Origin of the sequence: Rhodococcus sp. NPDC059969 (genome assembly GCF_042738325.1) — a bacterium.
In the GTDB taxonomy this organism is placed as follows: domain Bacteria; phylum Actinomycetota; class Actinomycetes; order Mycobacteriales; family Mycobacteriaceae; genus Rhodococcus_F.
On sequence record NZ_JBHWUF010000007.1, the window covers coordinates 131,067 to 157,983 of the forward strand.

Consider the following 26,917-nt stretch of genomic DNA (forward strand, 5'->3'; position numbering starts at 1 on the left):
GGCTCGTTGGACGCGGCGATTGATCGCCGGCGCCGTGTTGATGGCAGTGGTCCTGGTCGGCGGTACCGCATTCCGGGTGTGGCAGGTGGCCCGCATCGACGACACGCGGCCGGCCGACGCAATAGTCGTTCTGGGCGCGGCTCAGTATTCCGGCACTCCGTCGTCTGTCTTCGAAGCCAGACTCGAACAGGCGTACAAGCTGTACAAGCGCGGAGTGGCTCCGCAGATCATCACCGTCGGCGGTAAACAAGAAGGTGACGAGTACACCGAAGCGGCGTCGGGAAAGATGTATCTGACCGATCGAGGGATTCCGTCGAGTGCGATCACCGCTGTGGAGACCGGTTCGGACACTCTGCTCAGCATCGATGCGGTGAGTGCCGAGATGTCCTCGCAGGGCATCAATTCCGCCGTCCTGGTCAGTGACCCGTGGCACTCGTTGCGCACCCGGACGATGGCCCGCGACACGGGACTTCAGGCGTGGACCGCACCGACTCGTCAGGGCCCGGCCGTGTTCACCCGCGAATCCCAGTTGCACGGAATCGCTCGCGAAACCGGCGCGCTGCTCTGGTATCAGCTCACACACTTCTCGGCAGACTTCCCCTACACGGCAGGGCAATAGAAACCATGACAGCTCACACCACCTACGGAGGCGGCATCTACTCCGAACACGACCTCGAACGTCGTGTCGTCGAGGCGCCGAAGCGAGCGGGGTTGCCGGGTTCGCAGATCGCAGCGGCGCAGCATCGTTCGGACTTCTCGCGAGACCGCGCCAGGGTCCAGCACTCCGCGGCTTTGCGGCGCTTGGCCGACAAGACCCAGGTTGTCGGCCCACGCGACGGCGACACACCTCGCACGCGGCTGACACACTCGATGGAAGTCGCACAGATCGGGCGAGGGATCGCCGACGGGCTCGGTTGCGACCCGGACTTGGTGGACCTTGCGGGTCTCGCACACGACATCGGGCACCCGCCGTACGGGCACAACGGCGAGAAGGCGCTCGACGAAGTCGCCAAGGACTGCGGCGGTTTCGAAGGCAATGCGCAGAATCTGCGAATCCTCACCAGCCTCGAACCCAAGATCCTGCGCCCCGACGGTCTGAGCGCCGGTCTCAATCTCACCAGGGCGTCACTCGACGCGGCCATCAAGTACCCCTGGACCCGCCCTGAGCCCGGCGCGAAGTTCGGCGCATATGACGACGACGCAGAGGTGCTCGCCTGGGTTCGCGAGGGTGCGCCCGAGCGTCGGCAATGCCTGGAAGCTCAGGTCATGGACTGGGCTGACGACATCGCCTATTCCGTGCACGACGTGGAGGACGGGGTGATCGCAGGCCGGATCGACCTTCGCTCGCTTGCTGATCCGACCGAGCAACGCGCACTGGCTGAACTGGGGGCCTCCGAGTTCCGCGGCTTGGTAGTCGACGACCTGATCGAAGCCGCTCAACGGTTGTCCGAACTCCCCGTCGTACGCGGAGTCGGAAGTTTCGACGGGACGCTGGGAAGTTCCGTCGCGTTGAAGAACCTCACAAGTGAATTGGTGGGACGCTTCGCCACGGCCGCGATCGCCAGCACACGGCAGACAAACGGCAACCGACCCCTCTCGCGCTATCAAGCCGACCTCGACATACCCGAGGCCGTCGCATCCGAGGTGGCGTTGCTCAAGACCGTGGCGCTCTACTACGTGATGTCCGACGCCGGGCACAAGGCGCGTCAGGATCGGCAACGTGATCGTGTGCATCGCGTCGCGGAATGGTTGTTGGCCACGGCGCCCGCCGGGCTCGATCCGATCCTGCTGCCCGCATGGGAGCGCGCCGCGGACGACGGTGCTCGGGTCCGCGTGGTGGTGGATCAGATCGCGTCGTACACGGAAAGTCGGCTGGAGCGGGTGGACAAGGCGAGCCTGGGCGCGCAGGCCAGTTGGGGCTGAGCCGGCCGCGCTCTCAGCAGGTCATTCGCGTCGACGGATCGGTAGTGGTGTCGAGCCACTTGCCGTAAGCGTCGCCGCCTGCTGCGCGGACGTCCTTGCAGATCTTCGACTCGCTGTTTCCGGATTCGCGATACACGGTGTAGATCGCAGTCCCGGAATCCGAGACTTGACGCAGTGACGGGCAGGACTGGTCTGTGCGTAGGTATTTCGAGCCGGGGAACGCGTCAAGGTAGTTCTGAATCTCGCTGGCATACGTGGCCGGATCGGTGGCATTGGCCAACACCACGATTCCGGTTCCCTTGCACGAGGGGACGGTGATCGGCTTGCTCACCCCGAGATCGCCGTTCTTCGTGGACGGGGTGGACGCCCGCGTGGTCGTGGTTGCCTGCTGTCCGGCGGTGGGCAACGGCTCCAGGTTTGGTGTTCTGACCGGCTCCTGGATGGGTGCCGGTTCCGTCGTGGCGGTGGAAGCTGCTACAGCGGTTAATGATTCAGGGCCCGAGCTTCCCAGTATCGCCCAAGCCGCCGTGCCTCCTGCGGCCAGAACGAGTGCAACTCCAGCCGCCCCGATCGCGATCGGGGCTCGGTTTCGCTTGGTCTTTGTCGCGATGTGCGTGTAGTTCCCGGAAGCGGGATTCACCGTGATGTAGGTGGGCGGCCCGACGATTGTGGATTGCAATCCGCGGGCCCCGCTGGTGGCACTGTCGGCCGAGAGGGCTTGCCGCGCTTCGAGTGCGAGCGCTCCGGTGGTCGGATAGCGGTGTGCGGGATCCTTTGCCATACCGCGAGCCACGATGGCGTCTAAGTGTTGCGGGAGCGACGGAACCGTCAGCGTGGGGCGCGGCGGCGGAGCGTTCAGGTGCGAATTGACGAGATGACCGATGCTTGTGGTGTTGAAAGGTGTTGTTCTGGTGAGGGACTGGTAGAGAACACAAGCAAGCGAGTAGACATCCGCTGCGGCCGTGGGTGTTTCGATACCGAATCGCTCCGGCGCCATGTACGCATACGAACCGACCGCGCTTCCCTCGGTGGTGATTTTCGTGTCTGTCTGTAAATATGCGATTCCGAAGTCCACGAGGTACGCGAAGCCGGTCTTCGTCAGAATGATGTTGTCTGGTTTGACGTCGCGATGGATGAGTCCGCGCGCGTGCGCTGCGTCCAGCGCTGACGCTATCTGCGAGACGATGTCGACGGCTCGCGCCGCGGTGAGTCTGCCGAACTCGGTCAACTCGGCTCGCAATGTGTGGCCTTCGACCAATCGCATGTCGATGAAGAGAACTCCGTCGATCTCGCCCCAGTCGTGGACCGGGATCACGTGCGGTTCGTTCAGGGCGGCGGTGGCGCGAGATTCTCGGCGGAAACGAGCTTGGAATGACGGGTCGGCCGCGAGCTCGCGATGGAGCAACTTGAGAGCGACCAGGCGATCCTTCGAGGTGTCGTACGCCTCGTACACCTCGCCCATTCCGCCCCGACCGAGCAGACGACGCAGCTCGTACACGCCGAATCGAGTTCCCGATCGCCCTTCGTGCGAGCTCGAGGCGTTTTCAGTCATCGTCGGTCCCATCGCTGCGGTGCAGAGTCGGCCATCAACATATCGTTGTCAGGAGGTGTCGGGGGACCGCCTAGACTGATGTACGTGGCGGGCCGAATTTCTGACAGAGACATCGCGGCCATTCGCGAACGCACTCGCATCGAGGACATCGTCGGTGAATACGTTTCACTCAAGCGTGCCGGTGGCGATTCGATCAAGGGTTTGTGTCCCTTCCACGACGAGAAGTCACCGTCGTTTCACGTACGACCCAACCACGGCCTCTATCACTGCTTCGGCTGCGGTGAGGGTGGTGACGTGTACTCGTTCCTGCAGAAGATGGACCACATCAGCTTCGTCGAGGCCGTCGAGCAGTTGGCGGATCGACTCAGCTACACGATCTCGTACGAGGGCGGCGGACCGTCCGTTCAGCGCGATCGCGGCACCCGTGCACGCTTGATTGCGGCGAACGCGGCGGCTCAGGAGTTCTACGCCGCCCGACTGCGCGAACCCGATGCCCAGGCGGCCCGCGACTATCTCACCGAGAGAAACTTCGACGGGGCAGCAGCCCTACAATTCGGATGTGGATACGCGCCCGAAGGTTGGGACACTCTCACAAAACACTTGATGTCCAAGGGATTCGAGTTCAAGGAGCTCGAAGCAGCAGGGCTGTCCAAAGAAGGGCGGCGCGGTCCGATCGACCGGTTCCATCGTCGCCTGCTCTGGCCGATCCGCAGCGTTGCCGGTGACGTCATCGGCTTCGGCGCCCGCAAGCTCTTCGACGACGACACCATGCCGGGCAAGTACGTCAACACGCCGGAAACGATCCTCTACAAGAAGTCTCAGGTCCTGTTCGGCTTGGACCTCGCCAAGCGCGACATCGCCAAGGGGCACCAGGCTGTCGTCGTCGAGGGGTACACCGACGTCATGGCGATGCACTTGGCCGGCGTCAAGACCGCCGTTGCTTCGTGTGGAACCGCCTTCGGTGAGGAGCACCTTGCGATGCTCCGCCGACTCCTGATGGACGACAGTTACTTTCGCGGTGAGATCATCTACACCTTCGACGGTGATGCCGCAGGGCAAGCTGCCGCGATGAAGGCATTCGAAGGCGATCAGAAGATGGCCGGGCAGACCTTCGTGGCCGTCGCTCCTGACGGAATGGACCCGTGCGATCTTCGCCTCGAGTCCGGTGACGCCGCCGTTCGCGACCTTGTTGCGAGGCGTACGCCGATGTTCGAGTTCGTGGTGAAGTCGATACTCACCGAGCACGATCTCGAGACGGCTGAAGGGCGCGTCGAAGCACTGCGTCGTACGGTCCCCGTCGTTGCGCAGATCAAGGAATCAACTCTGCGCGACAGCTACGCGAATCTCCTCTGCGGATGGGTCGGTTGGGACGATCTTCCATCCGTCCGACGACGCGTGCGTGACGAAGCTCGTAAACGGGCGTCGACGCGTGGATCTTCACCGGCGTCCAAGCGCCGTCAGGTTGTCAACCCACCTGCCGCCGATGCGCTTGCCCTGCCGATCGGAATCTCGAGGCCACGGCCCAACGACCCGGGGCTTTCGACGCAGCGAGCTGTCCTCAAGGCCGCGTTGCAGCACCCTGGCGTCGCCGGCAGTGTCTTCGACTCGTTGCCACCCGAGACCTTCACCCACCCCGCCTACGTCGTGATCAGGCAGGCAATGGCAGACGCCGGCGGAACGAGCAAGGGACTCGGCGGCGCCGAGTGGATCGAAGTCGTCACCAAGGGCGTCGAAGACATGACGGTGGCCTCGGTTGTATCGGAGCTGGCCGTCGAACCCATGCCCTGTGACGAAGACACGGTTCCGCGCTACATCAACGGAGTGCTCGCCCGGCTGCAGGAAGCGTGGGTGGGCGAACAGGTTGCCGACCTCAAATCCAAGCTTCAGCGCGTCTCACCTGCTGCGGCCCCGGAGGAGTACAACTCGCTGTTCGGCGATCTCGTGGCGCTGGAGCAGTATCGCCGACAGCTGCGTGAGCAGGCTGTCGGCGATCAAAGCGTCTGACCTAGCGGTTCTTCTTCAACTGGTCGTGGGGGACCAGAATCGTGGTCTCCTCGTTGAGCGGCTTCATCGGCTCGAGCTTGGGCTGAGTACTCAGTGAGTCGGCCAGCTTCTGCCGTGACGCATCCAACACCTTCTTGGTGGCCGGACTAGTGGCCACCGCCTTCGCGGCCCGGCTGATCTGCTCGTATCGTGCGCGGCCCGCTTTGGTTCCCAGGACGTACCCAGCTGCAACACCGATCAACAAACGCATCATTCCTGCTTCCCTCCAGCACCGATCGTCCTGACTCCATCCTGCCTGATGACTCGCTGGGCAGGCGATTTGGTACTTCGGTGGAGGATTCGCTACAGTTTCTCAGGCAACGCCGGAACGGGCGAAGCGAGCAAGACAATCCCCTGTAGCTCAATTGGCAGAGCTTCCGACTGTTAATCGGACGGTTGCTGGTTCGAGTCCAGCCGGGGGAGCATAGAAAAGCCCCTCACCTGAGAAATCGGGTGGGGGGCTTTCTTGTATTCGTCCTTGTTTCGTCTCCGCTAGTGCGTTTGCAGCAGACCCACCGATCGAAGTGCCGATTCAACGTCTGCCGCCTTGTTTGCTTGTGCACCGCGAATTCCCAGCTGTCGAGCGCCGAGGACGTTGATCGGGTTGTCGTCGACGAAGAAGGTCTGCTGAGGGCGCGCATCGAACAACTTCAGCGCGGCCAGGAAGGCCGTAGGGTCGGGTTTGGTGGCTCCGAGCGACAAAGATATCGAAAGCCCGACGCAAGAATCTGCGTCGGGCTTTCGGTGGAACCGTCGAACTGTTCGGCCGGTGCGCTTACTTCGCTGCGCGATCCGACGGCTCGAACAGTCGGATGATGTGGCTGGGGTTGATGTAGTAGACACCGTTCGGAGAATTGAGAACGAGAGTGTCTTCGGTGAAATCGGTGACGGTGCCGTTCAGCTTGGCGCCGTCGGACATGATGATCCGGATCGTAGCCTTCGAGTTCTTGAATTCGGTCAGTGCAAGCTTCATGTGGTGATCCTGTTCCGTGGGGTGTGCACTCCCACGGTATCGGCTCATTGCGCCTGTGCCGACCAACCTTGGAAGACTCGACTCGAAAGAGTGCAACGCGTCACCGCCTGCCCGATTGTGATCCGCGTCGGATGTGCCGGTAACATTCGGATTCGCCGTGATGCAGCGCGTCACGGATGGGGCGGTAGCTCAGTCGGTTAGAGCCGTGGACTCATAATCCATTGGTCGCGGGTTCGAGCCCCGCCCGCCCCACGTTCAGGTGCCGCGAGCCCGCGGCTCAGCCCCAATGACTTTTGTCGAAGAGCATGCTGCAGACGATCGCCAAGGCGACAAGTGCGCAGAGTGCAACCACCAGGACAGTTGCCCACCGGTTGTTGGGATTGAATCGCCTGGCAATGCGCCTGCGGTTGCGCCTGAGTCGAGCATTCGTGGTCACGCAAGGAATCGTCGCATCATGATCGTCGATTCCAGATGAGGTGAAAGTCTCGGATTCATATGACCAATTTCCCGACAGAGTCGGATGTGCAGCGCTTCTGGATGTGACCGAGACAGCGACCACTCGGAAGGCGAAGGAAAATAGGTACCGATCCAGGCAATTCAGCGTATGTGCTCAACCTGACGAAGTGTCACGCTCTAGATGTACCTACGCACGGCGATCGAAGATGATTTCGAAGATCGAACTCAGGGTTCACTGAACAATTGTCTGTACCTGCTGGCGCGAGCCCGGCCCACAGGTGACGACGATGTGTTCCAGCGACACCCTGAGCGTCGACTTACGCTGGTTAAACAGTTAGCCGGCACGAAAACCATCTTCGCCTGGTGTAGGTGCAGGCAGTCGAGCCGACCCCCCGCGGCTCGGCTGCCCTCAACAGGCGAAGTGAAGCCCGAATGGCGCCGAATCGGCGATCAGGGCGTCAGTCTGCGGACCGAATGTCCATGGAATGTAGAAATGCTCGGAATCTAATTGGGAGACAACAGGTTTGTTTGATCCCGCGGCTGAGGGGCCTGAGGATCGCCAACCTGCGCTGGGGTACTCACGAACTATGTCGGAAGGTCCGCGCCCGCGTAGTAGATCTACGGTGCGTCCGAACTGGCGGGAAACACTTGACGTTGAGTATCCGGCGCCGACTTGTTAGCGCTATCGGGCTTTCTGCCTAGGGCTCGCTTGGCTATCCATACGGCAGGTGCCGACAGGAACGGCAGATACACGAAGATGTAGCTGTCGAACTCAATGCCCAACGCGAGGTAAACCCCGAGGTGAAATCCGAGCAGGACGACAATCCCGATCCTGAACAACGCAGGGAAGAGGACGGCAACGATCAACCATCCTTCTGCGAAGACAGTGGCGTAGTCGAGTGCCTTCCATAGCCACATCGCGTGAATGTCGAATAGTTCGTATGTCAACGGGCCGAGCTTGGTCGGGTCAGCCACGTCTCGTGCAACATAGCCCCGGGTTGCCTGCAATTCAGGGTTCAACCATCCCGACACAGCTTTCGGTAGTGCCGCCGTAAACAGGGCGTAGGCGATCGTTACAGCCCAGATGAGCATCGGCAGCCCGCTGGTCTGGGGTGCTTTGCGTTGTGCACGTGAGCGTCGTGCGTCGAGGGATAATGCGGCGCCCCATCCAGCAGCGGCCATAGCCACAGGCAAGAGCTCGAACAGTATGAAGTGATCGACCTTGCCGAAGGAATGAACGATCCCGCTACCGGTCACCAGCACGACTGTCATCGCGACGGATACGAACATCGTTCGATAGCCGACGAGAAGGGCCAATGCCAGGATGAAACGGATGACTTCGAGGCCGACGAGGAAGCTCTCGGAAGGCGGTGACGACAGCACGGAAAACGGACCGGACTGCGGATGAAACAGAATCGCCGGAACCTTGCCCGCCCACGAGTAATCGATGGGAAACGCGATCACATACAGTGCGAAGAGGATTCGAATGACGGCAAGGAACCTTGCATCCGCGCGGTACGACTCGCACAACTGATCGATGTAGTCGCGCAGGAACAACAGAGTTCCCGCACGGGCTCTCATAGATCAACCTTTGTCGTTTCGCACGGGTCAGTTGACGCAACGGTTCCGTCGGTGATGTCGATAATTGTTTTGCGCCAGCAGAACTCGATACTGTCCGGGATGGCACCACTTCCGATTTCGACGCTGCGGTTTCGGAGCCATTCGACCAATTCAGGGTCCGCTGTTCGGGTGTTGCGGTCGCCTGCCCCGCTGGGGCGGAACGCATAATCGAGTGATGCTCTCGCGGATGAGTAGCGAATATCGCCGGCGAGGTCTGCTGGGTTGGGACTCATCGTGGATCCGTCGGTGTAATGGAGAGTGATATCCAAGCCACTTCCACTGAACTCGCCGTCTGCATTGGGCACGCCACCGAAGCTGGGCATGCGAATTGTCGGGTAAGGCTCGGGGCGGACACCGAACGAGTAGGCGCCTTGCGCGAGGAGTACGACCGCGAGTGCTGCGATCGCGATCAGTCGCCGACTGCTGCGCTTTGCTTCTTCTGGCATGTCGACGTTCTTCCTGTCATCTGGTGCCGGTTTCTTCGAATGAGAAAAATAGAGGGGATTGCCGAGCGCGGGACTGGGTGTTGTCGCGCGTCCGTGCAGATGTATCGAAAGTAGTTGAAGTGTCGACGAAATATAGCTGCGTGATTGCCGATTGTCGCGGCGTTGAATTGGAAATGGACTTTGGTCCGTCGAATGGGGGACAGTGTGCCCTGAATGCTTTGCCGCGCCGTAACTTCCAGCAAGCTGGGCCCCGGACTGCTGTGAGAGCGAGATTTCGCTCCTTTGTCGAAGTTCGATTCAAGCGGTACGACAGATGCTTGACACTCGCTCAGAGGCAACATGATTCGACCCCGTATGTTTACGGGGTGACCAAACCCAACAAGCGAACTGTCGCCGTCATCGGTGCCGTGGTTTTCACCGTCGTAGCGGTGATCGTAGGATTTGCGTACGAGCAATCCCGAGACAGTCGGGCAACTGCCTCTGTATCGCAGCCCGACAGTTCGGCGCCGACGCTGAATGCCCCTACCGACGACTTCGACACGGTCGCAATTTTGGGCGACTCTTACTCGATTCCGAACACGACAGGAGATCACTGGCCGGCACTGCTTGCCTTCGATCGTCGCTGGTACCTGGCAGATTTTGCGAGCGGTGGTACCGGTTACGTCCAAGGAAACGCCGAAAAAGGCAAGCTACCGTTCGGTGCGAAAATTGATCAGGTCGTTGCGGTGAATCCCGAGGTCGTCATCATCGCCGGCGGTCGAAATGATGTTTCGTACCCGCTCGAAGTGCGAGATGCGACTCGAGAGTTGTATGCGCAGTTACGAGATCGGCTTCCCGACGCCAAGGTTGTGGTCATCGGCCCCATCATGGACAACCGGCCTCCATCCGAGACCGCTGTCAACGTGAACGATCGAATCCGTTCCGCCGCTGAGCAGTACAAGCTACCTTTCATCGATGCGCTCACCGAGAACTGGCTGTCGGATCCGACGCTACTCAAGGAAGACGGCATGCATCCAACACCGGCTGGTCAGAGGCTCATGTTCGAGAAGATCAGCGAGCACCTTCACTCGCTCGGTCTCTAGCTCCGAAGGAAAACAAAGAGGATCCCGCACATGCGGGATCCTCTTTTTCGTGAAAAGTGCTGTCGGACTTAGGTCATCTTTAGCGAGGACTTTGGGCGCGGCCTCGGCTGGGCAGTTACCTGACGCGGTGATACCTACGCTTTGAGCTCGTTGGCGGAAAGTCGCTCTTGTACTTTGGCGGTGGCGCAAACTTCACGGCAGCCTGAACGGAGATGGTCGGGACTGCGCAGATCATGTCGGCATGTTGGCCACAGCTGCTGCTTCTGCGGCACTGTGATCAAACCGGGCAATCGGAACAAAGCACTTGCCGATGAGTTACAGTTGTTGCTAAAGTGTAACGATAGAGTGTAAACAAACAGCAACTTCGAGGTCGCGCTGTCGGAAGTCGGTGGCGCCGGGGGATCGCTTTGCTGTCGATGGGCACGACGTCGTTGGACGGCGCAGACAAGGGCTCGGCGAATTTGTGTCGGGTCGCAACCCTGGTCAACCTGACAGGTCAACGTAACGGAGAACACGCTGTGACAATCAAGGACTCGATCCCGACTGGTGCCAAATCTGAACAACGACATAGGCTGTTCGGCAACACTATTCGATCGAATGAAGGCCAGGAGCTGGTCGAGCGGCTGAATGCCATGTTCGAGCGAGCGGACAGTACAGGTCAGGTCGTGAATCAACGTGAACTCTCGACCGTGCTTTCTGCGCGGAGATCCGAGGGTGTGCCCGGCGACCGGTCAATTCCGGCGCCTGACAGGTTGATGCACGCAACCGAGGGACTCTCGTACGAATCTCTTTCGCTGTTGATTCGCGCGGCCGAGCATTTACTGCGTTCGGAAGGGGTACATGTCGACTCGACGCCCTTCATGTGAGGATTGACGAGACCAAGTCTCCGCCACAATCGCGTCACAGAATCTTTGAAGTTGAATTGAAAGCCCTGGGAAATTTCCAGTGACCGACCCGTCGCAGACGGACGAATATTTGTCACCAACGGAATGACATTCATACATCGTTGTTTGTAATTCCGTTGTGCGATAGGCGAACCGGACGCCCCGCGTTGCTCAACCGCAGGATCCTGATTCTGCCATTTCGAAGGCGTCCTGGATGCGTTGACGCCCCTCAGCGTCGAATCCCCTCCAGTCGCGGTATGGTCCGCTCATGTATTCGCGGACTCGATCGATCGGCGACATGGAATCGCTAGGAGTACGTCCCAATTCTTCGGCCAGTCCGAGTATCGACTGGCATATCTTTTCGATGGAATCTGGTACGTCGAGCCTTCGGACCCACGTTCCGCCCGTTTCGGTGGTTGTCGTTGCGGTGTCGGGTTGCTGCACCGCCGGCGCCGCGCAGCCCGCAAGTATCAAACTGGCAGCGAGCGTGGCCAAGGCGAGCGAAGAGCGCATGTTTCGAATCAAACCAGATGCCGCAAACGATTATGGAAATTCGCAATACTGAGCACGATTCGTTTCATCGGCCAAGCAAAACAGCCTGACTCCGCTCTGGCGGACTATTCTCGATCCATGCCGATCACCCCGGACACAAAGAATTGGACCTGGGTCCTCGAACGCCCTTGCACCGAGTGTGGGTTCGATTCATCCAGCGTCGCATTCACGGACGTTCCCGATCTGGTGCGTGCCAACGCCGCCTCCTGGGCTGAAGTGCTCGAACGCGAGAAAGTGACGGTGCGGCCAGACAGCGAAACATGGTCGGCGTTGGAATATTCCGCCCACGTGCGCGACGTGTTCAGGATCTTCAAGGTGCGGTTGGAACAGATGCTCGAATTCGACGATCCGAGATTCGAGAACTGGGATCAGGACGCAACAGCTGAGGCCGAGCGATACAACGACCAGGATCCGGCAACGGTGGCATCGGAATTGTCGGACGCTGCTGCGGAGATCGCGAACGCTTTCGAAGCCGTGCCAGAGGGTGGCCGCCAACGACGGGGCCTCCGCAGTGACGGATCGGCGTTCACCGTCGAATCGCTGGCGGCCTACTTCATTCACGATCCGATCCATCACCTCCACGACGTATCGGCGTAGTCAGAGCCCACGTACCTCCTCGAGAGTTTTTCTGGCTCCGACGGAGTGCAACGAGTCGAGAGTCTTTCGGAAGCTTGCGACAAATCGGCGGTCGTCCACGAGATCGCCGAAGATTTGGCGGTTCCCGACGAAGGCCAGTGGATCGCTCGACTGTTTTTGTGCGAGAGGTACCAGAGTGTCCGCCATCTGATCAACGACGGTGATGGGGTCGCCATTCTCGTCTGTGCCCTCGGCGTAGCGGGCCCAGCTGGCGACAACGGCCGTGGACAGGTTGATCGATCCGCCGGCGTCGAGTTGCTCCCGAATGACGGGCAACAGCCACTTGGGAATTCGATCGGACGACTCGGCACACAGGCGCGCAATCGTGTCGCGGACGTGAGGGTTCGAGAATCGTTCGATGAGGGTCTTCTTGTACTGATCGAGGTCGACGCCGGGTACCGGGTCAAGGGTCGGCGTCGCTTCGAGATTCATGTAGTCGAGCAGGAACCCTGACAAGAGTTCGTCCTGGCATGCCTCGTGGACCAGGCGGTATCCGGCAAGGTAGCCGAAGTACGCGATGCCTTGATGGCTGGCGTTGAGAAGGCGCAGTTTCATGAGTTCGTACGGGCGAACGTCCGGCACCAGATTCACGCCGGCATTCTCCAAAGGGGGCCTGCCTGATGTGAACTCGTCCTCGAGGAACCACGCGGTGAAGGGTTCCGCCGCAACCGGCCACTGATCTTCGACGCCAAACGTCTCGGCGATCTCTGTGGTTACCTCGGCTGTCGTGACGGGTGTGATCCGGTCGACCATGGAGTTGGGGAAGGCGCCGTTCTTCTCGATCCACTCCGCAAGTTCGGGATCCTTCAGGGCAGCAAAGGCTCCGAAAGCCTTCCTCGCGACTGATCCGTTGCCTTCGATGTTGTCGCAACTCATGATCGTGAACGGTGTCAGACCCCGGTCTCGACGGAGTGCGAGTGCAGCGCAGATCAGAGCGAAGGTGGTGCGGGGGAGTGTTCCTGGTTCAAGGTCGTGCACCACATCGGGATTGGACGAGTCGAACTCTCCCGTGCTGTCCGAGATGTTGTACCCGCCCTCGGTGATGGTGAGGGAGACGATCTTCGTCGATTCGGATGCCATCTTCTCGATCACCGCCTGCGGGTCGTCTGGAGCGAACAGGTACTCGACTATCGACCCGATGACCCGGCCCTCGAGCGTTCCGTCTGCATGCTTGAGTGCCAGGGTGTAGAGGCCGTCCTGTGCTCGGAGTGCGTCTCTCATTCGCTTGTCCGACGGCATCACTCCCACACCGCAGATTCCCCAGTCGAAGCCCTCGCCACGTCGCAGGAGAGTATCGATGTACATGGCCTGGTGTGCACGGTGAAAGCCGCCGACACCGAAATGCACTATGCCGGTAGTGACTTTGCTCCGGTCGTAGTTCGGCACTTGGAGTGAAGTGTCGAAGTCGTGCAAGGTCTTCGTATTGAGTTCCATGAAAGTTCTAGTCTCCTTCGGCGACGATGACTACGGCTTTGATGCTGCCGGGAATGCGGTCGGCCACCAGGGCCTCTTGCGACTGTTCGAGTGAAAAGCGTGCAGTGACCATCGAATCCAGATCGACCCGGCCGGCGGCGACCAGTGCGGCGGCGATCGGCCACGTATTGGCGTATCGGAACACCCCGGTCAGAATCAGTTCGCGATTCTGAATGATCGGGACCGGCAACGGAATCTCGTCGGCACCCATTCCGACCAAAACGACTGTCCCAGCCGGCCGAACGGCGTGAATGCCGTCGATTACGGCGGCCGTGGCACCCGAAGCGTCGATGAATGCGTCGACGGCGAGAGAGCGTACGTCGCTTTCGCGGGGATCTACGACCGTAGTTGCGCCGAATTTCAGTGCCACATCACGCCGGGCCGCATCGATGTCCGAGACGATGACTTCCGTGGCGCCGAATGCCTTGGCCACCTGCGTCGTCACGATTCCTACCGGACCGGCGCCGGCGATCAGCACTCGAGAGCCAGCCGTGATCCCTGCCTTCTGGGCTGAGGCGATCCCTACTGACAGTGGCTCGAACAGCGCAGCTGCTTCGTAGGACACCGAATCTGCGACTGGATGGGCGAAGTCGGCACCGATCGTGACGTAGTCGGTGAGTGCACCGTCAATCGGAGGTGTTGCGAAGAACTCCATGTGAGGGCAGAGGTTGTATCTGCCTGCCTTTGATTCGGGACTTGTCGGATCAGGCTTCTGAGGTTCGATGGAGACGCGCTGCCCGACGCGTCCCGGATCGACGCCGTCGCCGACTGCGGCGATGCGTCCCGATGCCTCATGTCCGAGAACGAGCGGTGCGTTGACGACGTAAGAGCCGATGCGGCCTTCGCGAAAGTAGTGCGCGTCCGACCCGCACACGCCCACGGCGTGGATGCGGACGAGAACTTCACCGGCCTTCGGGGACGGTCGCGGTCTCTCGACCATCTGCATCTTTCCGGTCTCAACGAGGACATTTGCCCGAATTGTCGCAGGTAGATCGAAGGATTCTCCGGAAACTGTTGTGTGGGTCACAACCTAGATGTTAGCTTAGTGAGCATAAGAACATCTAGTGAGCATTTGCTCACGATCGAGAAACTTTGAACCTGATGCATAAGGAGACCGTGTGAACCAGTCGGCTCAGCCCACAGGACTCAAGCCGTCGAAGTTGCCTGCTTCCGAGGATGTGCGGCTCGCGTTGCGGGCTGCGACCATGTATCACCTCGAAGGCGCTACTCAAGCGGAGATTGCAGCGAAGTTGGGCGTCTCGAGGCCTACGGCCGGGAGACTGTTGGCCAGGGCGCGGACGCAAGGTTTGGTCAGGGTCGAGATTTTGGTTCCGCCCGAGCTCGAAGGTTCGGTGAACACGGAATTGGAATCGAAGCTGGAGAAGCACTTCGGGTTGGCCGAAGTGTTGATTGTCCCCGAAGCGAATTCGGACTCGGACGATCCGGACTTCGATGCGCTCGGCCGACGTGCAGCGGAAGTTCTGGTTCGCCGCCTGCAGCCGTCGAGCGTGCTCGGATTCACGTGGGGCCCGGAAACTGTTGCGGTAGCAGGTTCTTTGCCAGACAGGGCGGCGAAGTGCTCGGCTGTGGTACAACTTGACGGCTCCATGACGGTGACCGACTACCAAACCGGTGTCGACTTCACCATCGGCCGATGCGCACAACAGTTGCAGGCCAATCCTATTCGCCTCAATGCTCCGCTATATGCCGATCCAGCAACGGTGGAGTCGATGCGAAACGACTCGGTCATCTCGAAGGCACTGAAGGCTGGAACAGATTCCGACATCATGGTTTTCGGAGTTGGTGCTGTTTCGACGGCCACGACTTTGTTTGCCGGCAGTTTCGTCGACTCGACCATGCTGGACGAGTTGGAAAGTCGAGGGGCTGTCGGTGAGATCGGCGGCCGTTTCTACACGATCGACGGAAATCCAGTGGAGGGGCCACTGCCTGAGCGGACGGTCTCCGTCCCGCTCGACGCAGTGAAATCCTGCGATCAGACAATTCTGATTTCGGGGGGAACACACAAACGCCAGGCCGTTCTGGGCGCATTGCGCGGAGGTTTGGCAAACGTACTCGTCACCGATGTCGAGTGCGCCCAGTGGCTGCTCGAAGGGTAGCGCTCTCACGAGTTTCGCTGTCCGAGCGCGCGACTGACACGCAAGTGTGAAGGAAGGTAATCCGTGAAAACAGGAAGACGAGTGTGGGGCGCTGCCGCTGCGGCGCTCTGCCTCCTGGTGTCGGGATGTGCGGGTGCTGGTGCGCTCGGTGGTTCCGGCGAACGAACAGTCACCATTGCGATGGTGTCGAACTCGCAGATGCAGGACGCCATCAAATTGGCTCCGGCTTTCGAAGCCGAGAACCCCGGCATCGACCTCAAATTCGTCAGCCTTTCCGAGAACCAGGCCCGCGCCAAGATCACAGCGTCGACGGCCACCGGTGGCGGCGAGTTCGACGTCGTGATGATCAGCAACTACGAGACGCCCCAGTGGGCCGCGAACGGTTGGCTCACGAACCTGTCCGAGTACGCGGACAAGACACCAGGTTATGACGAGGACGATTTCATACCGTCCATCAAGGCTTCACTGTCGTACGAGGACAGCATGTATGCGGTGCCGTTCTACGGGGAGTCGTCGTTCCTGATGTATCGCAAAGACCTGTTCGATCAGGCGGGGATCACAGTTCCAGAAGACCCGACGTGGCAGGAAGTTGCAGGTTGGGCAGAGCAGTTCGACAACCCTGATGCCAAGATGTCCGGAATCTGCCTGCGAGGAAAGCCGGGCTGGGGCGAGGTTCTCGCGCCGCTCAACACAGTGATCAACACTTTCGGCGGACGCTGGTACGACGAGAACTGGAATGCGCAGTTGACCAGTCCGCAGGTCGAGGAGGCCGTTCAGTTCTACGTGGACACCGTCAAGGAGCACGGCCAGCCGGGGCCTGCCACAAGTGGGTTCGGCGAATGCGCAACACAATTCGCGCAAGGCAACACGGCGATGTGGTACGACGCGACCTCGGCTGTGTCGGTGCTCGAAGATCCCGCATCGTCGAAGGTGGTCGGCAACATCGGATATGCGAAGGCCCCGAAGGTCGAGAAGTCCGATCCCGGATGGCTCTACACCTGGGCGCTCGGAATCCCGGAGTCGGCACAGAACAAAGACGATGCCTGGAAGTTCATCTCCTGGATGACGAACAAGGATTACATCCAAAAAGTCGGCACTGAACTCGGTTGGTCGAGAGTCCCTCCGGGAAGCCGTCTTTCGACCTACGAGATCCCGGAGTACCAGGAAGCTGCAAAGGCATTCGGTCCGATCACCCTCGAATCGATCAACAATGCAGACCCGAAAAACCCGACAGTGCAACCGGTTCCATACACCGGCGTCCAGTTCCTCACCATCCCTGAGTTCCAGGATCTGGGCACTCGCGTCAGCCAGCAGATCAGTGCGGCAATCGCGGGTCAGAAGAGTGTGAAAGAAGCACTCGAACAATCGCAGCAGTATGCCGAGGTGGTCGGCAAGACCTATCAGGAGAACCGATGACTACGGTTGCTGAGCTCAGATCCACGGTGGACGACGCACCACCGGTTCGTATCGACAAGAAGATCTCTCGTGCCGAGGGTTGGCGTCGTCGAGGTCCGTTGCTGCCGGCGTTGATCTTCTCGATCGTCGTCACGCAGATTCCCTTTCTGTTCACGCTCTACTACTCCACGCAATCCTGGAATCTTGTCCGGCCGGGATCGCGGCACTTCAACTGGTTCAACAACTACATCGATGTGTTCAAGGACAGTCAGTTTCGGGAAGTCGCGGTCAACACGGTCATCATGATCGTGGGTACGGTCGTCGTTTCGGTGATCCTCGGACTCGCCTTGGCGCTGCTACTCGACCGAGCCTTCCTCGGTCGCGGCATCGTACGAACGCTGCTGATCACGCCCTTCCTCATAACTCCCGTCGCTGGTGCATTGCTTTGGAAGACAACAATGTTCGATCCGGTATTCGGTATCGTGAACTTCGTCCTCCAGCCTTTCGGTGTCGGCCAGGTCGACTGGGTCAGCAAGTTTCCACTCGCCGCGGTCATGATCAATCTGTTCTGGCAGTGGACGCCCTTCATGATGCTGCTCATTCTGGCCGGTTTGCAGTCCATGCCCCGAGACATCCTCGAAGCTGCACGGGTGGACGGAGCCAAGCCTTTTGCGATGTTCCGCGAACTGACTCTGCCGCACCTGCGTCGATTCATCGAACTCGGTGCAGTTCTCGGCGCGATCTACCTCGTGAACACCTTTGACGCGGTGTACATGATGACGTCGGGTGGGCCCGGCGTGGCCAGTTCGAACCTGCCGTTCTACATCTACCAGCGCGCGTTCCTCGGCTTCGACGTCGGTCAAGCCGCGGCGATGGGCGTCGTGACAGTGATCGCGACCATCATCGTGTCCACGCTTGCGCTTCGACTGATCTTCAAGAGCTTCACCGGCAACGAGGAGGCGGCGTGATGACTGCCGTAGAGACGACAAGTGCGACGACCGACAGGCCCGTCGTCAAGAAGAAAAAGAGCGGTAAGTTCAGTCCGTGGTCGGTCGTGGCGTGGATCGCGGCCCTCGGGTTCTTCTTTCCTGTCTTCTGGATGGTCCTGACCGCGTTCAAGACCGAGGCGGACGCGTACACCGATCCGCCGAAGCTGTTCTTCACCCCGACCCTCGAGCAGTTCCGAGCCGTCCTCGACTCCGGCCTCGGTACGACACTGGCGAACTCTGCCTTCGCCACGGGAATGTCGACCATTCTGGTTCTGCTACTTGGTGTTCCGGCGGCATTTGCCTTGTCGCTCCGGCCGGTCGCCAAGACCCAGGACGTTCTGTTCTTCTTCATCAGTACGAAGATGCTCCCCGTCGTCGCAGCGATCGTGCCGCTGTACGTGATCGTCAACGACATCGGCCTGCTCGACAACATCTGGGCCCTGGTCATCCTGTACACCTCGATGAATCTGCCGATTGCGGTGTGGATGATGCGCTCCTTCTTTCTGGAGGTTCCCGGCGAACTTCTCGAGGCGGCAAGCATGGACGGTGCCAGCCTGTGGACGTCGGTTCGCGAGGTGATCCTGCCTCTGATCTCACCCGGCATCGCTGCCACCGCACTGATCTGTGTGATCTTCTCGTGGAATGAGTTCTTCTTCGCCGTCAATCTGACAGCTGTTCAAGCACAAACGATTCCGGTCTTCTTGGTCGGGTTCATCACGGGCGAGGGCCTGTACTGGGCTCGGCTGTCCGCGGCAGCGACCATGGCGGCATTGCCCGTCATCTTGGCCGGTTGGTTCGCCCAGAACAAACTGGTGCGCGGCCTGTCCTTCGGTGCAATCAAATAATTCTCCTCACCCTTCTCAGGAGTTCGTCATGGCTGAAATCTCGTACCAGAAAGCGTCTTGCATCTACGAAGGTGCCGGCACTCTCGCTGTCGATTCACTCGATCTCGACATCAACGACGGTGAGTTCATCGTGCTCGTCGGTCCGTCGGGTTCCGGAAAGTCCACGGCACTACGCATGTTGGCGGGGCTCGAGGACATCGATTCGGGCGCGATCACCATCAACGGCAAGGACATGACCGATGTCCCGTCGAAGGACCGTGACATCGCGATGGTCTTCCAGAACTATGCGCTTTACCCCAACAAAACCGTCGGTGAGAACATGGGGTTCGCGCTGAAGATGCGCGGTGTGCCCGTCGAGGAGCGAAAGAAGAAAGTTGCGGAAGCGGCCAAACTTCTCGACTTGACGGAGTATCTCGACCGCAAGCCGGCCAAGCTTTCCGGCGGTCAACGGCAGCGAGTTGCGATGGGCCGCGCCATCGTTCGTGAACCGCAAGTGTTCTGCATGGACGAGCCGCTTTCCAACCTCGACGCCAAGCTACGCGTCCAGACTCGCACGCAGATCGCGGCCTTGCAGCGACGTCTCGGAACCACCACCGTCTACGTCACACACGATCAGGTGGAAGCGATGACGATGGGTGATCGTGTGGCCGTGCTCAAAGGTGGTAAGTTGCAGCAGTTCGCCTCTCCGACCGAACTTTACGATCGGCCCGCCAATGCGTTTGTTGCCGGATTCATCGGATCTCCGGGAATGAACTTGGTGACGGTGCCGGTCAGTTCGGGTGGCGTCCGCTTCGGTGCCGTCGAAGTTCCGCTCGACCGCGAGCAGATGACCGCAATCGCCGCAGCCGGTCTGAGTTCGGTCACCGTGGGAATTCGGCCTGAACAATTCCAGGTGGTCGCGGCCGGAGACGGAATCGCAGCTCAGATCGACCTGGTCGAGGAACTGGGCAACGAGTCGTACATCTACGCGCACGTACCCGGCACGGAATCCGATCCGATTTCGCTCGTCGCACGCACCGGCGGGCGATCGAAGTTGCAGTACGGCCAGACGCTCGGATTCGAGCGGGTGGACGGTCCTGTTCACCTCTTCGACCCCACGACCGGCGAGCGCGTGGGTAGCTGAACCCCCCTCCACAATCGTGACCTGCTCGGCACCCGAATTCGTTCGTGCCGAGCAGGTCACATCCATCGTCGATTGGCAAGAAGGTTAGGGTCTACCGATGAGTGATACACGCGAACGATCCGTCGTGGTGTGTGGTGAGGGACTGGTCGATCTGGTGCCGGTGGGGGATAACTTCTCGCCCAAATTGGGCGGGGGGCCGTTCAATGTTGCGATCGCACTAGGTCGACTCGGCTCTGACGTGGGATTCGTCTCTCGCTTGTCCACCGACGCGTTCGGAGATCGGATGATCGATTCGCTGGCCGCGTCGAACGTCGACACAACCGGAGTCGAACGCGGACCCGAGCCGACAACTTTGGCCGTCGTGAATCTTGCTGCGGACGGGGGAGCGCGGTACTCCTTCTATCTCGAGGGAACGGCGGATCGACAGTTTGCGCTGCCGAAACTTCCCTCTGCTCGGGCATTCTCGTTCGGAACATTGTCGCTAGTGCTCGAGCCCGGCGCCTCTGCCTACGAAGCGATGCTGCACGAAGCTCATGCCCGCGGTCGACTCACCATGGTGGACCCCAACATTCGCCCGGCGGTGATCGCGGACCCAGACGCCTATCGCCGACGGTTTCGGTCGTGGTTACCGTCCATCGACATTCTCAAGGTGAGCGACGACGACGCCCAGTGGTTGGGTTCGGTCGACGGCACCGAGTGGCTGGACGAAGGCGTCGGCGCCGTGCTGCTCACCCGTGGTGGTGATGGGTTGCGGTTGATCACCAGCGAACTCGATGTTTCGGTGCCGGCGCCCGCGGTTGACGTCGCGGACACGATCGGTGCGGGGGATACGGTACACGGAGCCCTGTTGGCTTGCCTTGATCGACACGACGCCCTCGACGCCGCAGTTCTGCGTGGGTTTTCCGAGTCCGATTGGACGGCTGCGTTGATCTTCGCTGCGCGCGCGGCAGCCGTCACGGTGTCGCGACCGGGGGCGGATCCGCCGTGGTCGAGGGAGTTGGGCCTGCTCGGCTAGCCCTGGGGACCACCGCCCTACTGCGAGCGCAGTACGCTTAAGTGTCTACCTGTGCACGATGTGCGACGGGGTCGTGTATCGGCACAGTGATACGCATGTCGATATTCCTGTACAAACTCTCGCGACTCGCGTTTCGGCGTCGCTGGGCAATGGTGGGCTTCTGGCTCGTCCTGCTGGTGGCGGGCGGAGTGGGCGCAGCAACGCTGTCCGGTCCGACGGTCAACACGTTGTCGATACCGGGCACCGAATCGCAAGCGGCGCAAGATCTTCTGGCTGAGAGATTTCCGCAATCGTCCACCGACGGAGCCAGTGCTCGCATCGTCTTCGAATCTCCTGCGGGCACGACGCTCACCGATCCGGCGATTCGACAATCCGTCAGTGACTTGGTCTCTGCGCTCGGGAAGGATCCCGAGGTTGCAGCGGTATCGGATCCGTATGCCTCCGGAGGAGTGTCGTCGACTGGGACGATCGGATACATGCAGGTCTCCTATACCGCCGACTCGATGGACTTGCCGGACAGCTCGAAAGAACTGCTCGAGTCCGCCGTTCACGACGCTGCGGGTTCGGGACTGGCGGTCGATGTCGCCGGCAACGTGCTGATGGAAAGCAGTGCCGAATCGATGGGCGAAGTGATCGGCGTCGCGATCGCCGCAGTGGTCCTGACGGTCACTTTTGGTTCGTTGGTGGCCGCAGGGCTTCCGTTGATCAGTGCACTCATCGGCATCGGCATCGCGATCTGCACGATCACCATCGCAACGGGCTTCATCGAATTGGGTTCGAGCACAACCGTCCTGGCAATGATGCTGGGTCTGGCCGTGGCGATCGACTACTCGCTGTTCATCGTCTCGCGCTACCGCTCAGAACTACGTGACGGACATGATCCCGAAATCGCAGCGGGCCGCGCAGCCGGGACAGCGGGATCGGCCGTAGTGTTCGCGGGGTTGACCGTGCTCATCGCACTGGCAGGATTGTTCGTCGTGAACATCCCGTTCCTGACGAGCATGGGTCTGGCTGCGGCGTTCGCAGTTGCTGTTGCCGTGGTGATTTCACTGACTCTGCTGCCCGCCACGCTTGGATTTGCAGGATCGCGCGTTCTGAGCCGATCCGATCGTCGCCTGCTTGCGTCCGGTGGTCAGTTGACGCATCGCAAAACGAAGGAAGGCGCAGGCTCGCGATGGGCCAAGTTCGTGATCCGGCGTCGAGTTCCGGTTTTGCTCGCGTCAGTCCTCGGGCTGGGATTGCTGGCGATCCCCACCTTCGGCATCAACCTGAGCTTGGCGAGCCCACTGGTGCCTGACACCACTGCCGCCCGAGCCACCGACCGACTTTCCGAGGGATTCGGTGCCGGGTTCAGCGGTCCGCTGATGGTGGTCGTAGACGTTGCCGACGCCGCAGATCCGGCATCGGCAATGAGTGGGGCCCAAGAGAAACTCGGTGCTCTGCCCGACGTGGCGGCAGTGACGCCGCCCGCGCTCAATCAGGCCGGTGACACAGCAGTCATCACAGTGGTTCCGTCGAGTGGCCCGGAAACCGAGGCAACCAAGGCGCTCGTTGCCGATATTCGTGCGGTCGCCGGATCGCTGACCGACGAGACCGGGGCCACGATGTCGGTCACCGGCCAGACAGCCTTGACGATCGACGTCTCGGACCGCCTGGCCGATGCCCTGGTTCCTTACCTCGCATTGGTCGTCGGCCTCGCCTTCATCCTCTTGATGTTGGTATTCCGCTCGATACTGGTACCGCTCAAGGCAACTCTCGGATTTCTGCTCTCCATCGGCGCGACGTTCGGTGTGCTGGTCGCGATCTTCCAGTGGGGTTGGTTCGCCGGGATTCTCGGAATCGAGGGTCAAACCGGATCAGTTGTCGCGATGTTGCCCATCTTCATGATTGGCATCGTCTTCGGGTTGGCGATGGACTATCAGGTGTTCCTGGTGACCAGAATGCGTGAAGCGTACGTCCACGGCGACGGACCGGACGAAGCAGTCGTGAAGGGCTTCGACCAGGGTGCCCGAGTGGTCACGGCCGCGGCGCTAATCATGATCGCCGTTTTCGCGGGCTTCATCTTCGGCGGCGACGCCTTCATCATGCAGATCGGACTCGGACTTTCGTTCGCGGTTCTGTTCGACGCCTTCGTGATTCGCATGACAGTCGTTCCGGCCGTCATGTCCCTGTTGGGCTCGAAGGCATGGTGGTTCCCAGCTTGGCTGGACCGGTTGGTCCCGAACGTCGATGTCGAGGGGGAGCAGTTGACTGCGCTGCTCGCAGATTCGAAGGATTCCACTGAGCCCGCGAACGACAAGTTGTCGGTGTGATCCGGATACGGTAGATCGATGACCTCGACTTCGACGTGGGGTCGATGGTGTGCGGAACACCCGCGCACCATCGACCTGGCACTGACCATCCTCGTGCTCCTTGCCACGTGGACGGCGCACCGCATCGCGCTCGACGGCAATGAGACCCGCGAGGTCACGGTTGTGGGAGTTGTCGTGACAGCTATCGCAGCCGCAACCATCGTGTTCCGAAGGCGCTATCCGTTGTCGGCGCTCGCGGTGGCAGTGCTTCTCGGCGTTTTGATGATTTCGCTGTCGGCGCCGCCGAATGCCGGCACAGGTTCGGCGGCGATGGTATGCCTCTATTACGTTGCCAGCACGAGTGACCGCCGGAAGACCTTTTTCGCAGCGGCAATCACAGTCGGATCGCTGATGCTTGTCACGATTTTCCTGGGAGTAGGAAACAACCTCCTACAGGAAGCGCTGGGGTTGTTGTCTTGGTTGCTGATGGCGAGTTTCGCCGGCGCTGAGGTCCGTTCTCGCCGTGCATATCTGGAGTCCGTCGAAGAGCGTGCGGTGCAAGCGGAAAGAATGCGCGAGGACGAGGCTCGACACCGGGTCGTCGAAGAAAGGATGCGGATAGCGCGAGACCTGCACGACGTCGTCGCGCACCACATTGCATTGGTCAATCTGCAAGTTGGGGTCGCGTCGCACCTGATCGGGAAGGACCCGGAGAAAGCGACGACTGCACTACGCGGAGTGGAAGAAACATCCAAGGCCGCACTGGACGAGATTCGGGCCACCGTTGGTGTCCTCCGTGATGCGCAGGACGGCGATCGCTCGATGAAGCCGGCTCCGGGGCTTTCGGATCTACCGGCACTGGTGGATCAATTCGTCAGTGCAGGAATGGAAATCGAGGTGCGCACTGTGGGTTCTGTGCGCCTACTCGGACCTGCAGTAGATCTCACGGCGTATCGAATTATCCAGGAGGCACTCGTGAATGCGAGCAAGCATGCGCTGCCAGGAGCCGTCACCGTGTCGTTGTCGTACGAAGCTGAGGTTCTGGTGCTGACGGTCGAAAACTCCGGAACAGCAGTGCCTTCGACTTCGCCACCCGGGTACGGACTGCTGGGAATGAAGGAGAGGGCTCAGGCAATGGGAGGCGAGGTGTCAGCAGGATTCAGTGCGGACGGGGGATTTCGTGTGGACGCGCAACTTCCGCTTGTGTCAGTGTCGAGCGGTTCTCTGCGTGAGGAATCGCTGTGACTGTTCGGGTAGTAGTGGCGGACGATCAGGCGCTCTTTCGGCAAACGCTTGCACTGCTCATCGGTTCTGAAGACGACATGGAGGTGGTCGCCGAGGCGGCGGACGGAGAGCAGGCATTCCAGGCAGCGCTCGAACACCGACCTGACGTTGTACTCATGGATATTCGAATGCCGGGCACCAGCGGTGTCGAAGCAACCGCCATGATCGCCGATCATCCGGATTTGTCCGACGTACACGTGTTGATCCTGACGACATTCGAGGTGGATGAGCATGTGGCTCAGGCGATCCGGGCGGGTGCCAGCGGCTTTATCGGCAAAGGGATCCGGGCTGAAGATCTGCTAGATGCTGTTCGGACGGTCGCAAGTGGCAACTCGTTGTTGTCGCCGATTGCGACCAGTGCGTTGATTACTCGATTCCTTTCCATCCCGTCGCGGGCAGACTCGACTTCTGGGATCTTCGGTCAATTGACCCCGCGCGAACTCGAAGTAGTAACTCTCGTGGCCCTGGGGATGTCCAACGACGAGATCGCCACGGAGTTGGTGATCAGCGCTGTCACGGCAAAAACGCACGTAAACCGGGCGATGACAAAACTTGATGTTCGGGACCGCGCGCAGTTGGTGGTTCTGGCCTATCAATGCGGTCTAGTGGTTCCGGGGCGCTCGGTGGACTGATTCGAGAAACCCTCTTGACTCGAATGTGTGTTCGAGTACGGTTGGGGGTGGGGATCGGGGGATTCAATGACTGTTTTGTTGTCGGACGTGGTGTCGGGTTCTGCGGTGGGGTTACGCGGACGCCTGTGGCAGTTATCTGCTGCCGAGTTGCGTGAGGCTGCGGTGTCGGCGAGTGCGGAGATTCTGCGGCTGGAAGCGGTGCGGGTGGCGGTGGTGGACGAACTGTCGATGCGTCCGGACGATCAGGTGATTGCCAGCCGCGGCCTCGGGTCATGGTTGGCGGCAAACACGATGCTGCAGGTTCGGGACGGGAAGAAGATCGCCGCCCTGGGCGCCGCGCTGCGGCCGTTTCCCGCGGTGGCAGCGCAATTCGATTGCGGGGATTGCTCGTTCGATCATGCCGTGTTGATCGTGGCGTTCTGTGAATCGCCGCCGAAGGGGATGTCGGAGGAAGCGTTGCCTCGCTGTATCGACCTCTTGCTCGCAGCAGCCTCGGGTGTGGAAGCGACGACGACGAAGGTGCGGCATGTCATCGCGACGTTGGAGCGGGTGTTCGAGTCCGATGAGATTCCACCTGCCGAAGATGTCGATCGCAATGAGCTTCGGATCGCCTCGACACTTAATGGTCGGGTGGTGGTGCGCGGTGATTTCGACGCTCTCACCGGCGAAATGCTGCTCTCGGCGCTGTCGAATCTGACGATGCCCACCCCAGCACCGGACGGAACGCCGGATGCCCGGTCGGCGGCGAAGCGGACCGCGGACGGGTTCACCGAACTGATCCGCCGATATCTGGACTGCGCAAAAACCGGAACCGACGGCGGCCAACGACCGCACGTGAACGTGCACATCAACGCCCGCGACCTCGCTGAGCATCGGGATTGTGCCGCACAGTCTTCGGATTCGGGTGATGACGGCTCTCTGGGCCCGGCCGATCTCGACGTCGGGCACATGCCGTGGCTCGGACCACTCTCGGTGTCGCAGACGAGGCTTCTCGGCTGCGACTGCTTCCTCTCCTCCGTTCTGCTCGACGGCCACGGGGCGCCGTTGGATGCGAAACCTGGGAAACGGTTGGTCAGCGCGGAACAGAGGGTGGCGTTGATTGCCCGAGACAAGGGTTGCGCGTTCCCCGGCTGCACATGCGTGCCGGCCTGGACGGACGCGCACCATATCCGGCACTGGGCGAACGGCGGTCCGACGGTGATGAACAACCTTGTCCTGCTGTGCCGCTCGCATCACCGGTTGATGCACCGCAAATCCGGGTTCGTCGGAAAATGGGACATCAGAATGGGCGTCGACAACAAACCCTGGTTCATCCCGCCACCCTCGATCGACCCGCAGCGGCACCCGCGGCCGGCGAACACCACCTTCAAAACTTGAGAGGGTCCAACCTCAGGCACAACAGAACACGCCCAGGCTCCGCATCCGACTTGACTGCCGGAGGCGGAGTCCAAGGTGCGTGCTCTCGTGATGACCGTGGTTTCGGCGCGACCGCGGTTTCGGCGAGACTGTGATTTCGGTGAGGCAGGAAGACGTGTCCCACTCAGTGGGTCATTTTTTCGTCGTTGCCACGCCGGTTGTGCCAGGTC

The 26,917-nt window shown here is 60.6% G+C and carries 26 protein-coding genes and 2 tRNA genes; 18 read left to right on the top strand and 10 right to left on the bottom strand.

Annotated features, from left to right (window positions below; all coding sequences use genetic code 11):
* The first annotated feature begins 40 nt into the window (after positions 1–40).
* Both ACFWAD_RS19860 and ACFWAD_RS19865 read left to right on the top strand, forming a co-directional pair.
* Positions 41–619, top strand: a complete 579-nt coding sequence (locus ACFWAD_RS19860; RefSeq protein ID WP_128638009.1) for a YdcF family protein — start codon at positions 41–43, stop codon at positions 617–619.
* A 5-nt stretch (positions 620–624) separates the two neighbouring features.
* Positions 625–1,923 carry a deoxyguanosinetriphosphate triphosphohydrolase gene (locus ACFWAD_RS19865; protein WP_378546868.1) on the top strand — a complete coding sequence of 433 codons (1,299 nt, stop codon included), beginning with the start codon at positions 625–627 and terminating at the stop codon, positions 1,921–1,923.
* A gap of 13 nt (positions 1,924–1,936) precedes the next feature.
* Here the strand turns inward: ACFWAD_RS19865 and ACFWAD_RS19870 are convergent, their stop codons facing one another.
* Positions 1,937–3,487, bottom strand: a complete 1,551-nt coding sequence (locus tag ACFWAD_RS19870; RefSeq protein WP_378546871.1) for a serine/threonine-protein kinase — start codon at positions 3,485–3,487, stop codon at positions 1,937–1,939.
* 72 nt (positions 3,488–3,559) lie between these two features.
* On the opposite strand from ACFWAD_RS19870, the gene dnaG reads away from it, so the two are divergent.
* Positions 3,560–5,479 carry a DNA primase gene (gene dnaG / locus ACFWAD_RS19875; protein WP_378546874.1) on the top strand — a complete coding sequence of 640 codons (1,920 nt, stop codon included), beginning with the start codon at positions 3,560–3,562 and terminating at the stop codon, positions 5,477–5,479.
* A gap of 1 nt (position 5,480) precedes the next feature.
* On the opposite strand, the gene ACFWAD_RS19880 is transcribed toward dnaG, so the two are convergent.
* Positions 5,481–5,732, bottom strand: coding sequence for a hypothetical protein (locus tag ACFWAD_RS19880; RefSeq protein WP_094273802.1), 252 nt, complete (start codon positions 5,730–5,732; stop codon positions 5,481–5,483).
* A 136-nt stretch (positions 5,733–5,868) separates the two neighbouring features.
* Here ACFWAD_RS19880 and ACFWAD_RS19885 point away from each other — a divergent pair.
* Positions 5,869–5,941, top strand: a tRNA-Asn gene (locus ACFWAD_RS19885).
* A gap of 69 nt (positions 5,942–6,010) precedes the next feature.
* On the opposite strand, the gene ACFWAD_RS19890 is transcribed toward ACFWAD_RS19885, so the two are convergent.
* Positions 6,011–6,361, bottom strand: a complete 351-nt coding sequence (locus ACFWAD_RS19890) for an HAD-IA family hydrolase (protein ID WP_378546877.1) — start codon at positions 6,359–6,361, stop codon at positions 6,011–6,013.
* Positions 6,294–6,491: a hypothetical protein gene (locus ACFWAD_RS19895; RefSeq protein ID WP_003941659.1), complete on the bottom strand. Its 198-nt coding sequence runs from the start codon at positions 6,489–6,491 to the stop codon at positions 6,294–6,296. The genes ACFWAD_RS19890 and ACFWAD_RS19895 overlap by 68 nt, the downstream gene beginning before the upstream one ends.
* Positions 6,492–6,669: 178 nt before the next feature.
* Here ACFWAD_RS19895 and ACFWAD_RS19900 point away from each other — a divergent pair.
* Positions 6,670–6,743, top strand: a tRNA-Ile gene (locus ACFWAD_RS19900).
* 25 nt (positions 6,744–6,768) lie between these two features.
* Here ACFWAD_RS19900 and ACFWAD_RS19905 read toward each other — a convergent pair.
* From ACFWAD_RS19905 to ACFWAD_RS19915, 3 genes are all read right to left on the bottom strand, one after another.
* Positions 6,769–6,927: a hypothetical protein gene (locus ACFWAD_RS19905; protein ID WP_378538452.1), complete on the bottom strand. Its 159-nt coding sequence runs from the start codon at positions 6,925–6,927 to the stop codon at positions 6,769–6,771.
* Between the two features lie 638 nt (positions 6,928–7,565).
* Entirely contained in the window at positions 7,566–8,528 is a 963-nt protein-coding gene (locus ACFWAD_RS19910; protein ID WP_378546880.1) for a hypothetical protein, read from the bottom strand.
* The gene (locus ACFWAD_RS19915; protein ID WP_378546883.1) at positions 8,525–9,013 is read right to left on the bottom strand and encodes a hypothetical protein; all 489 of its coding nucleotides are present in this window, start codon (positions 9,011–9,013) and stop codon (positions 8,525–8,527) included. Before ACFWAD_RS19915 ends, ACFWAD_RS19910 begins: the two co-directional genes overlap by 4 nt.
* 365 nt (positions 9,014–9,378) lie before the next feature.
* Here ACFWAD_RS19915 and ACFWAD_RS19920 point away from each other — a divergent pair, with 365 nt between their 5' ends.
* A complete protein-coding gene (locus ACFWAD_RS19920) occupies positions 9,379–10,095 on the top strand; it encodes an SGNH/GDSL hydrolase family protein (RefSeq protein ID WP_378546886.1) in 717 nt (238 codons plus the stop codon).
* A 518-nt stretch (positions 10,096–10,613) separates the two neighbouring features.
* The gene (locus ACFWAD_RS19925; protein ID WP_378546889.1) at positions 10,614–10,961 is read left to right on the top strand and encodes a hypothetical protein; all 348 of its coding nucleotides are present in this window, start codon (positions 10,614–10,616) and stop codon (positions 10,959–10,961) included.
* A 189-nt stretch (positions 10,962–11,150) separates the two neighbouring features.
* Here ACFWAD_RS19925 and ACFWAD_RS19930 read toward each other — a convergent pair whose 3' ends face one another.
* Positions 11,151–11,492, bottom strand: coding sequence for a hypothetical protein (locus tag ACFWAD_RS19930; RefSeq protein ID WP_378546892.1), 342 nt, complete (start codon positions 11,490–11,492; stop codon positions 11,151–11,153).
* A gap of 117 nt (positions 11,493–11,609) precedes the next feature.
* Between ACFWAD_RS19930 and ACFWAD_RS19935 the strand changes: the two genes are divergently transcribed.
* The gene (locus tag ACFWAD_RS19935) at positions 11,610–12,128 is read left to right on the top strand and encodes a DinB family protein (RefSeq protein ID WP_378546895.1); all 519 of its coding nucleotides are present in this window, start codon (positions 11,610–11,612) and stop codon (positions 12,126–12,128) included.
* On the opposite strand, the gene ACFWAD_RS19940 is transcribed toward ACFWAD_RS19935, so the two are convergent.
* Together ACFWAD_RS19940 and ACFWAD_RS19945 are read right to left on the bottom strand one after the other, a co-directional pair.
* A complete protein-coding gene (locus ACFWAD_RS19940) occupies positions 12,129–13,601 on the bottom strand; it encodes a mannitol dehydrogenase family protein (protein WP_378546898.1) in 1,473 nt (490 codons plus the stop codon).
* 7 nt (positions 13,602–13,608) lie between these two features.
* Positions 13,609–14,619 (bottom strand): NAD(P)-dependent alcohol dehydrogenase, encoded by a 1,011-nt coding sequence (locus ACFWAD_RS19945; protein ID WP_378547271.1) that lies wholly within the window; start codon positions 14,617–14,619, stop codon positions 13,609–13,611.
* 139 nt (positions 14,620–14,758) lie between these two features.
* Between ACFWAD_RS19945 and ACFWAD_RS19950 the strand changes: the two genes are divergently transcribed.
* The 10 genes from ACFWAD_RS19950 (at position 14,759) to ACFWAD_RS19995 (ending at position 26,708) form a co-directional block, all read left to right on the top strand.
* The gene (locus ACFWAD_RS19950) at positions 14,759–15,757 is read left to right on the top strand and encodes a sugar-binding transcriptional regulator (RefSeq protein WP_378538475.1); all 999 of its coding nucleotides are present in this window, start codon (positions 14,759–14,761) and stop codon (positions 15,755–15,757) included.
* A gap of 63 nt (positions 15,758–15,820) precedes the next feature.
* Positions 15,821–17,173: an ABC transporter substrate-binding protein gene (locus tag ACFWAD_RS19955; RefSeq protein WP_378538478.1), complete on the top strand. Its 1,353-nt coding sequence runs from the start codon at positions 15,821–15,823 to the stop codon at positions 17,171–17,173.
* Positions 17,170–18,120, top strand: coding sequence for a carbohydrate ABC transporter permease (locus tag ACFWAD_RS19960; RefSeq protein WP_378546901.1), 951 nt, complete (start codon positions 17,170–17,172; stop codon positions 18,118–18,120). The genes ACFWAD_RS19955 and ACFWAD_RS19960 overlap by 4 nt, the downstream gene beginning before the upstream one ends.
* Positions 18,120–18,986 carry a carbohydrate ABC transporter permease gene (locus ACFWAD_RS19965; protein WP_378546904.1) on the top strand — a complete coding sequence of 289 codons (867 nt, stop codon included), beginning with the start codon at positions 18,120–18,122 and terminating at the stop codon, positions 18,984–18,986. Before ACFWAD_RS19960 ends, ACFWAD_RS19965 begins: the two co-directional genes overlap by 1 nt.
* Before the next feature lie 28 nt (positions 18,987–19,014).
* On the top strand, positions 19,015–20,109 hold the full coding sequence (locus tag ACFWAD_RS19970) for an ABC transporter ATP-binding protein (RefSeq protein WP_378538487.1): 1,095 nt from the start codon (positions 19,015–19,017) through the stop codon (positions 20,107–20,109).
* A gap of 97 nt (positions 20,110–20,206) precedes the next feature.
* Positions 20,207–21,124, top strand: a complete 918-nt coding sequence (locus ACFWAD_RS19975; protein ID WP_378546907.1) for a carbohydrate kinase — start codon at positions 20,207–20,209, stop codon at positions 21,122–21,124.
* 95 nt (positions 21,125–21,219) lie between these two features.
* Entirely contained in the window at positions 21,220–23,436 is a 2,217-nt protein-coding gene (locus ACFWAD_RS19980; protein ID WP_378546910.1) for an MMPL family transporter, read from the top strand.
* An 18-nt stretch (positions 23,437–23,454) separates the two neighbouring features.
* Positions 23,455–24,660, top strand: coding sequence for a sensor histidine kinase (locus ACFWAD_RS19985; RefSeq protein WP_378546913.1), 1,206 nt, complete (start codon positions 23,455–23,457; stop codon positions 24,658–24,660).
* The gene (locus ACFWAD_RS19990; protein WP_378546916.1) at positions 24,657–25,331 is read left to right on the top strand and encodes a response regulator; all 675 of its coding nucleotides are present in this window, start codon (positions 24,657–24,659) and stop codon (positions 25,329–25,331) included. The genes ACFWAD_RS19985 and ACFWAD_RS19990 overlap by 4 nt, the downstream gene beginning before the upstream one ends.
* A 66-nt stretch (positions 25,332–25,397) precedes the next feature.
* Entirely contained in the window at positions 25,398–26,708 is a 1,311-nt protein-coding gene (locus ACFWAD_RS19995) for a DUF222 domain-containing protein (protein WP_378546919.1), read from the top strand.
* The last annotated feature ends 209 nt before the right edge of the window (positions 26,709–26,917 follow it).

Bases quoted from the DNA above. Each gene is read 5' to 3' on its own strand.
- ACFWAD_RS19860 (WP_128638009.1), top strand. From the start codon at position 41: ATGGCAGTGGTCCTGGTCGGCGGTACCGCATTCCGGGTGTGGCAGGTG.
- ACFWAD_RS19865 (WP_378546868.1), top strand. From the start codon at position 625: ATGACAGCTCACACCACCTACGGAGGCGGCATCTACTCCGAACACGAC.
- ACFWAD_RS19870 (WP_378546871.1), bottom strand. From the start codon at position 3,487: ATGGGACCGACGATGACTGAAAACGCCTCGAGCTCGCACGAAGGGCGA.
- ACFWAD_RS19880 (WP_094273802.1), bottom strand. From the start codon at position 5,732: ATGATGCGTTTGTTGATCGGTGTTGCAGCTGGGTACGTCCTGGGAACC.
- ACFWAD_RS19895 (WP_003941659.1), bottom strand. From the start codon at position 6,491: ATGAAGCTTGCACTGACCGAATTCAAGAACTCGAAGGCTACGATCCGG.
- ACFWAD_RS19910 (WP_378546880.1), bottom strand. From the start codon at position 8,528: ATGAGAGCCCGTGCGGGAACTCTGTTGTTCCTGCGCGACTACATCGAT.
- ACFWAD_RS19915 (WP_378546883.1), bottom strand. From the start codon at position 9,013: ATGCCAGAAGAAGCAAAGCGCAGCAGTCGGCGACTGATCGCGATCGCA.
- ACFWAD_RS19930 (WP_378546892.1), bottom strand. From the start codon at position 11,492: ATGCGCTCTTCGCTCGCCTTGGCCACGCTCGCTGCCAGTTTGATACTT.
- ACFWAD_RS19935 (WP_378546895.1), top strand. From the start codon at position 11,610: ATGCCGATCACCCCGGACACAAAGAATTGGACCTGGGTCCTCGAACGC.
- ACFWAD_RS19940 (WP_378546898.1), bottom strand. From the start codon at position 13,601: ATGGAACTCAATACGAAGACCTTGCACGACTTCGACACTTCACTCCAA.
- ACFWAD_RS19960 (WP_378546901.1), top strand. From the start codon at position 17,170: ATGACTACGGTTGCTGAGCTCAGATCCACGGTGGACGACGCACCACCG.
- ACFWAD_RS19965 (WP_378546904.1), top strand. From the start codon at position 18,120: ATGACTGCCGTAGAGACGACAAGTGCGACGACCGACAGGCCCGTCGTC.
- ACFWAD_RS19970 (WP_378538487.1), top strand. From the start codon at position 19,015: ATGGCTGAAATCTCGTACCAGAAAGCGTCTTGCATCTACGAAGGTGCC.
- ACFWAD_RS19975 (WP_378546907.1), top strand. From the start codon at position 20,207: ATGAGTGATACACGCGAACGATCCGTCGTGGTGTGTGGTGAGGGACTG.
- ACFWAD_RS19980 (WP_378546910.1), top strand. From the start codon at position 21,220: ATGTCGATATTCCTGTACAAACTCTCGCGACTCGCGTTTCGGCGTCGC.
- ACFWAD_RS19985 (WP_378546913.1), top strand. From the start codon at position 23,455: ATGACCTCGACTTCGACGTGGGGTCGATGGTGTGCGGAACACCCGCGC.
- ACFWAD_RS19995 (WP_378546919.1), top strand. From the start codon at position 25,398: ATGACTGTTTTGTTGTCGGACGTGGTGTCGGGTTCTGCGGTGGGGTTA.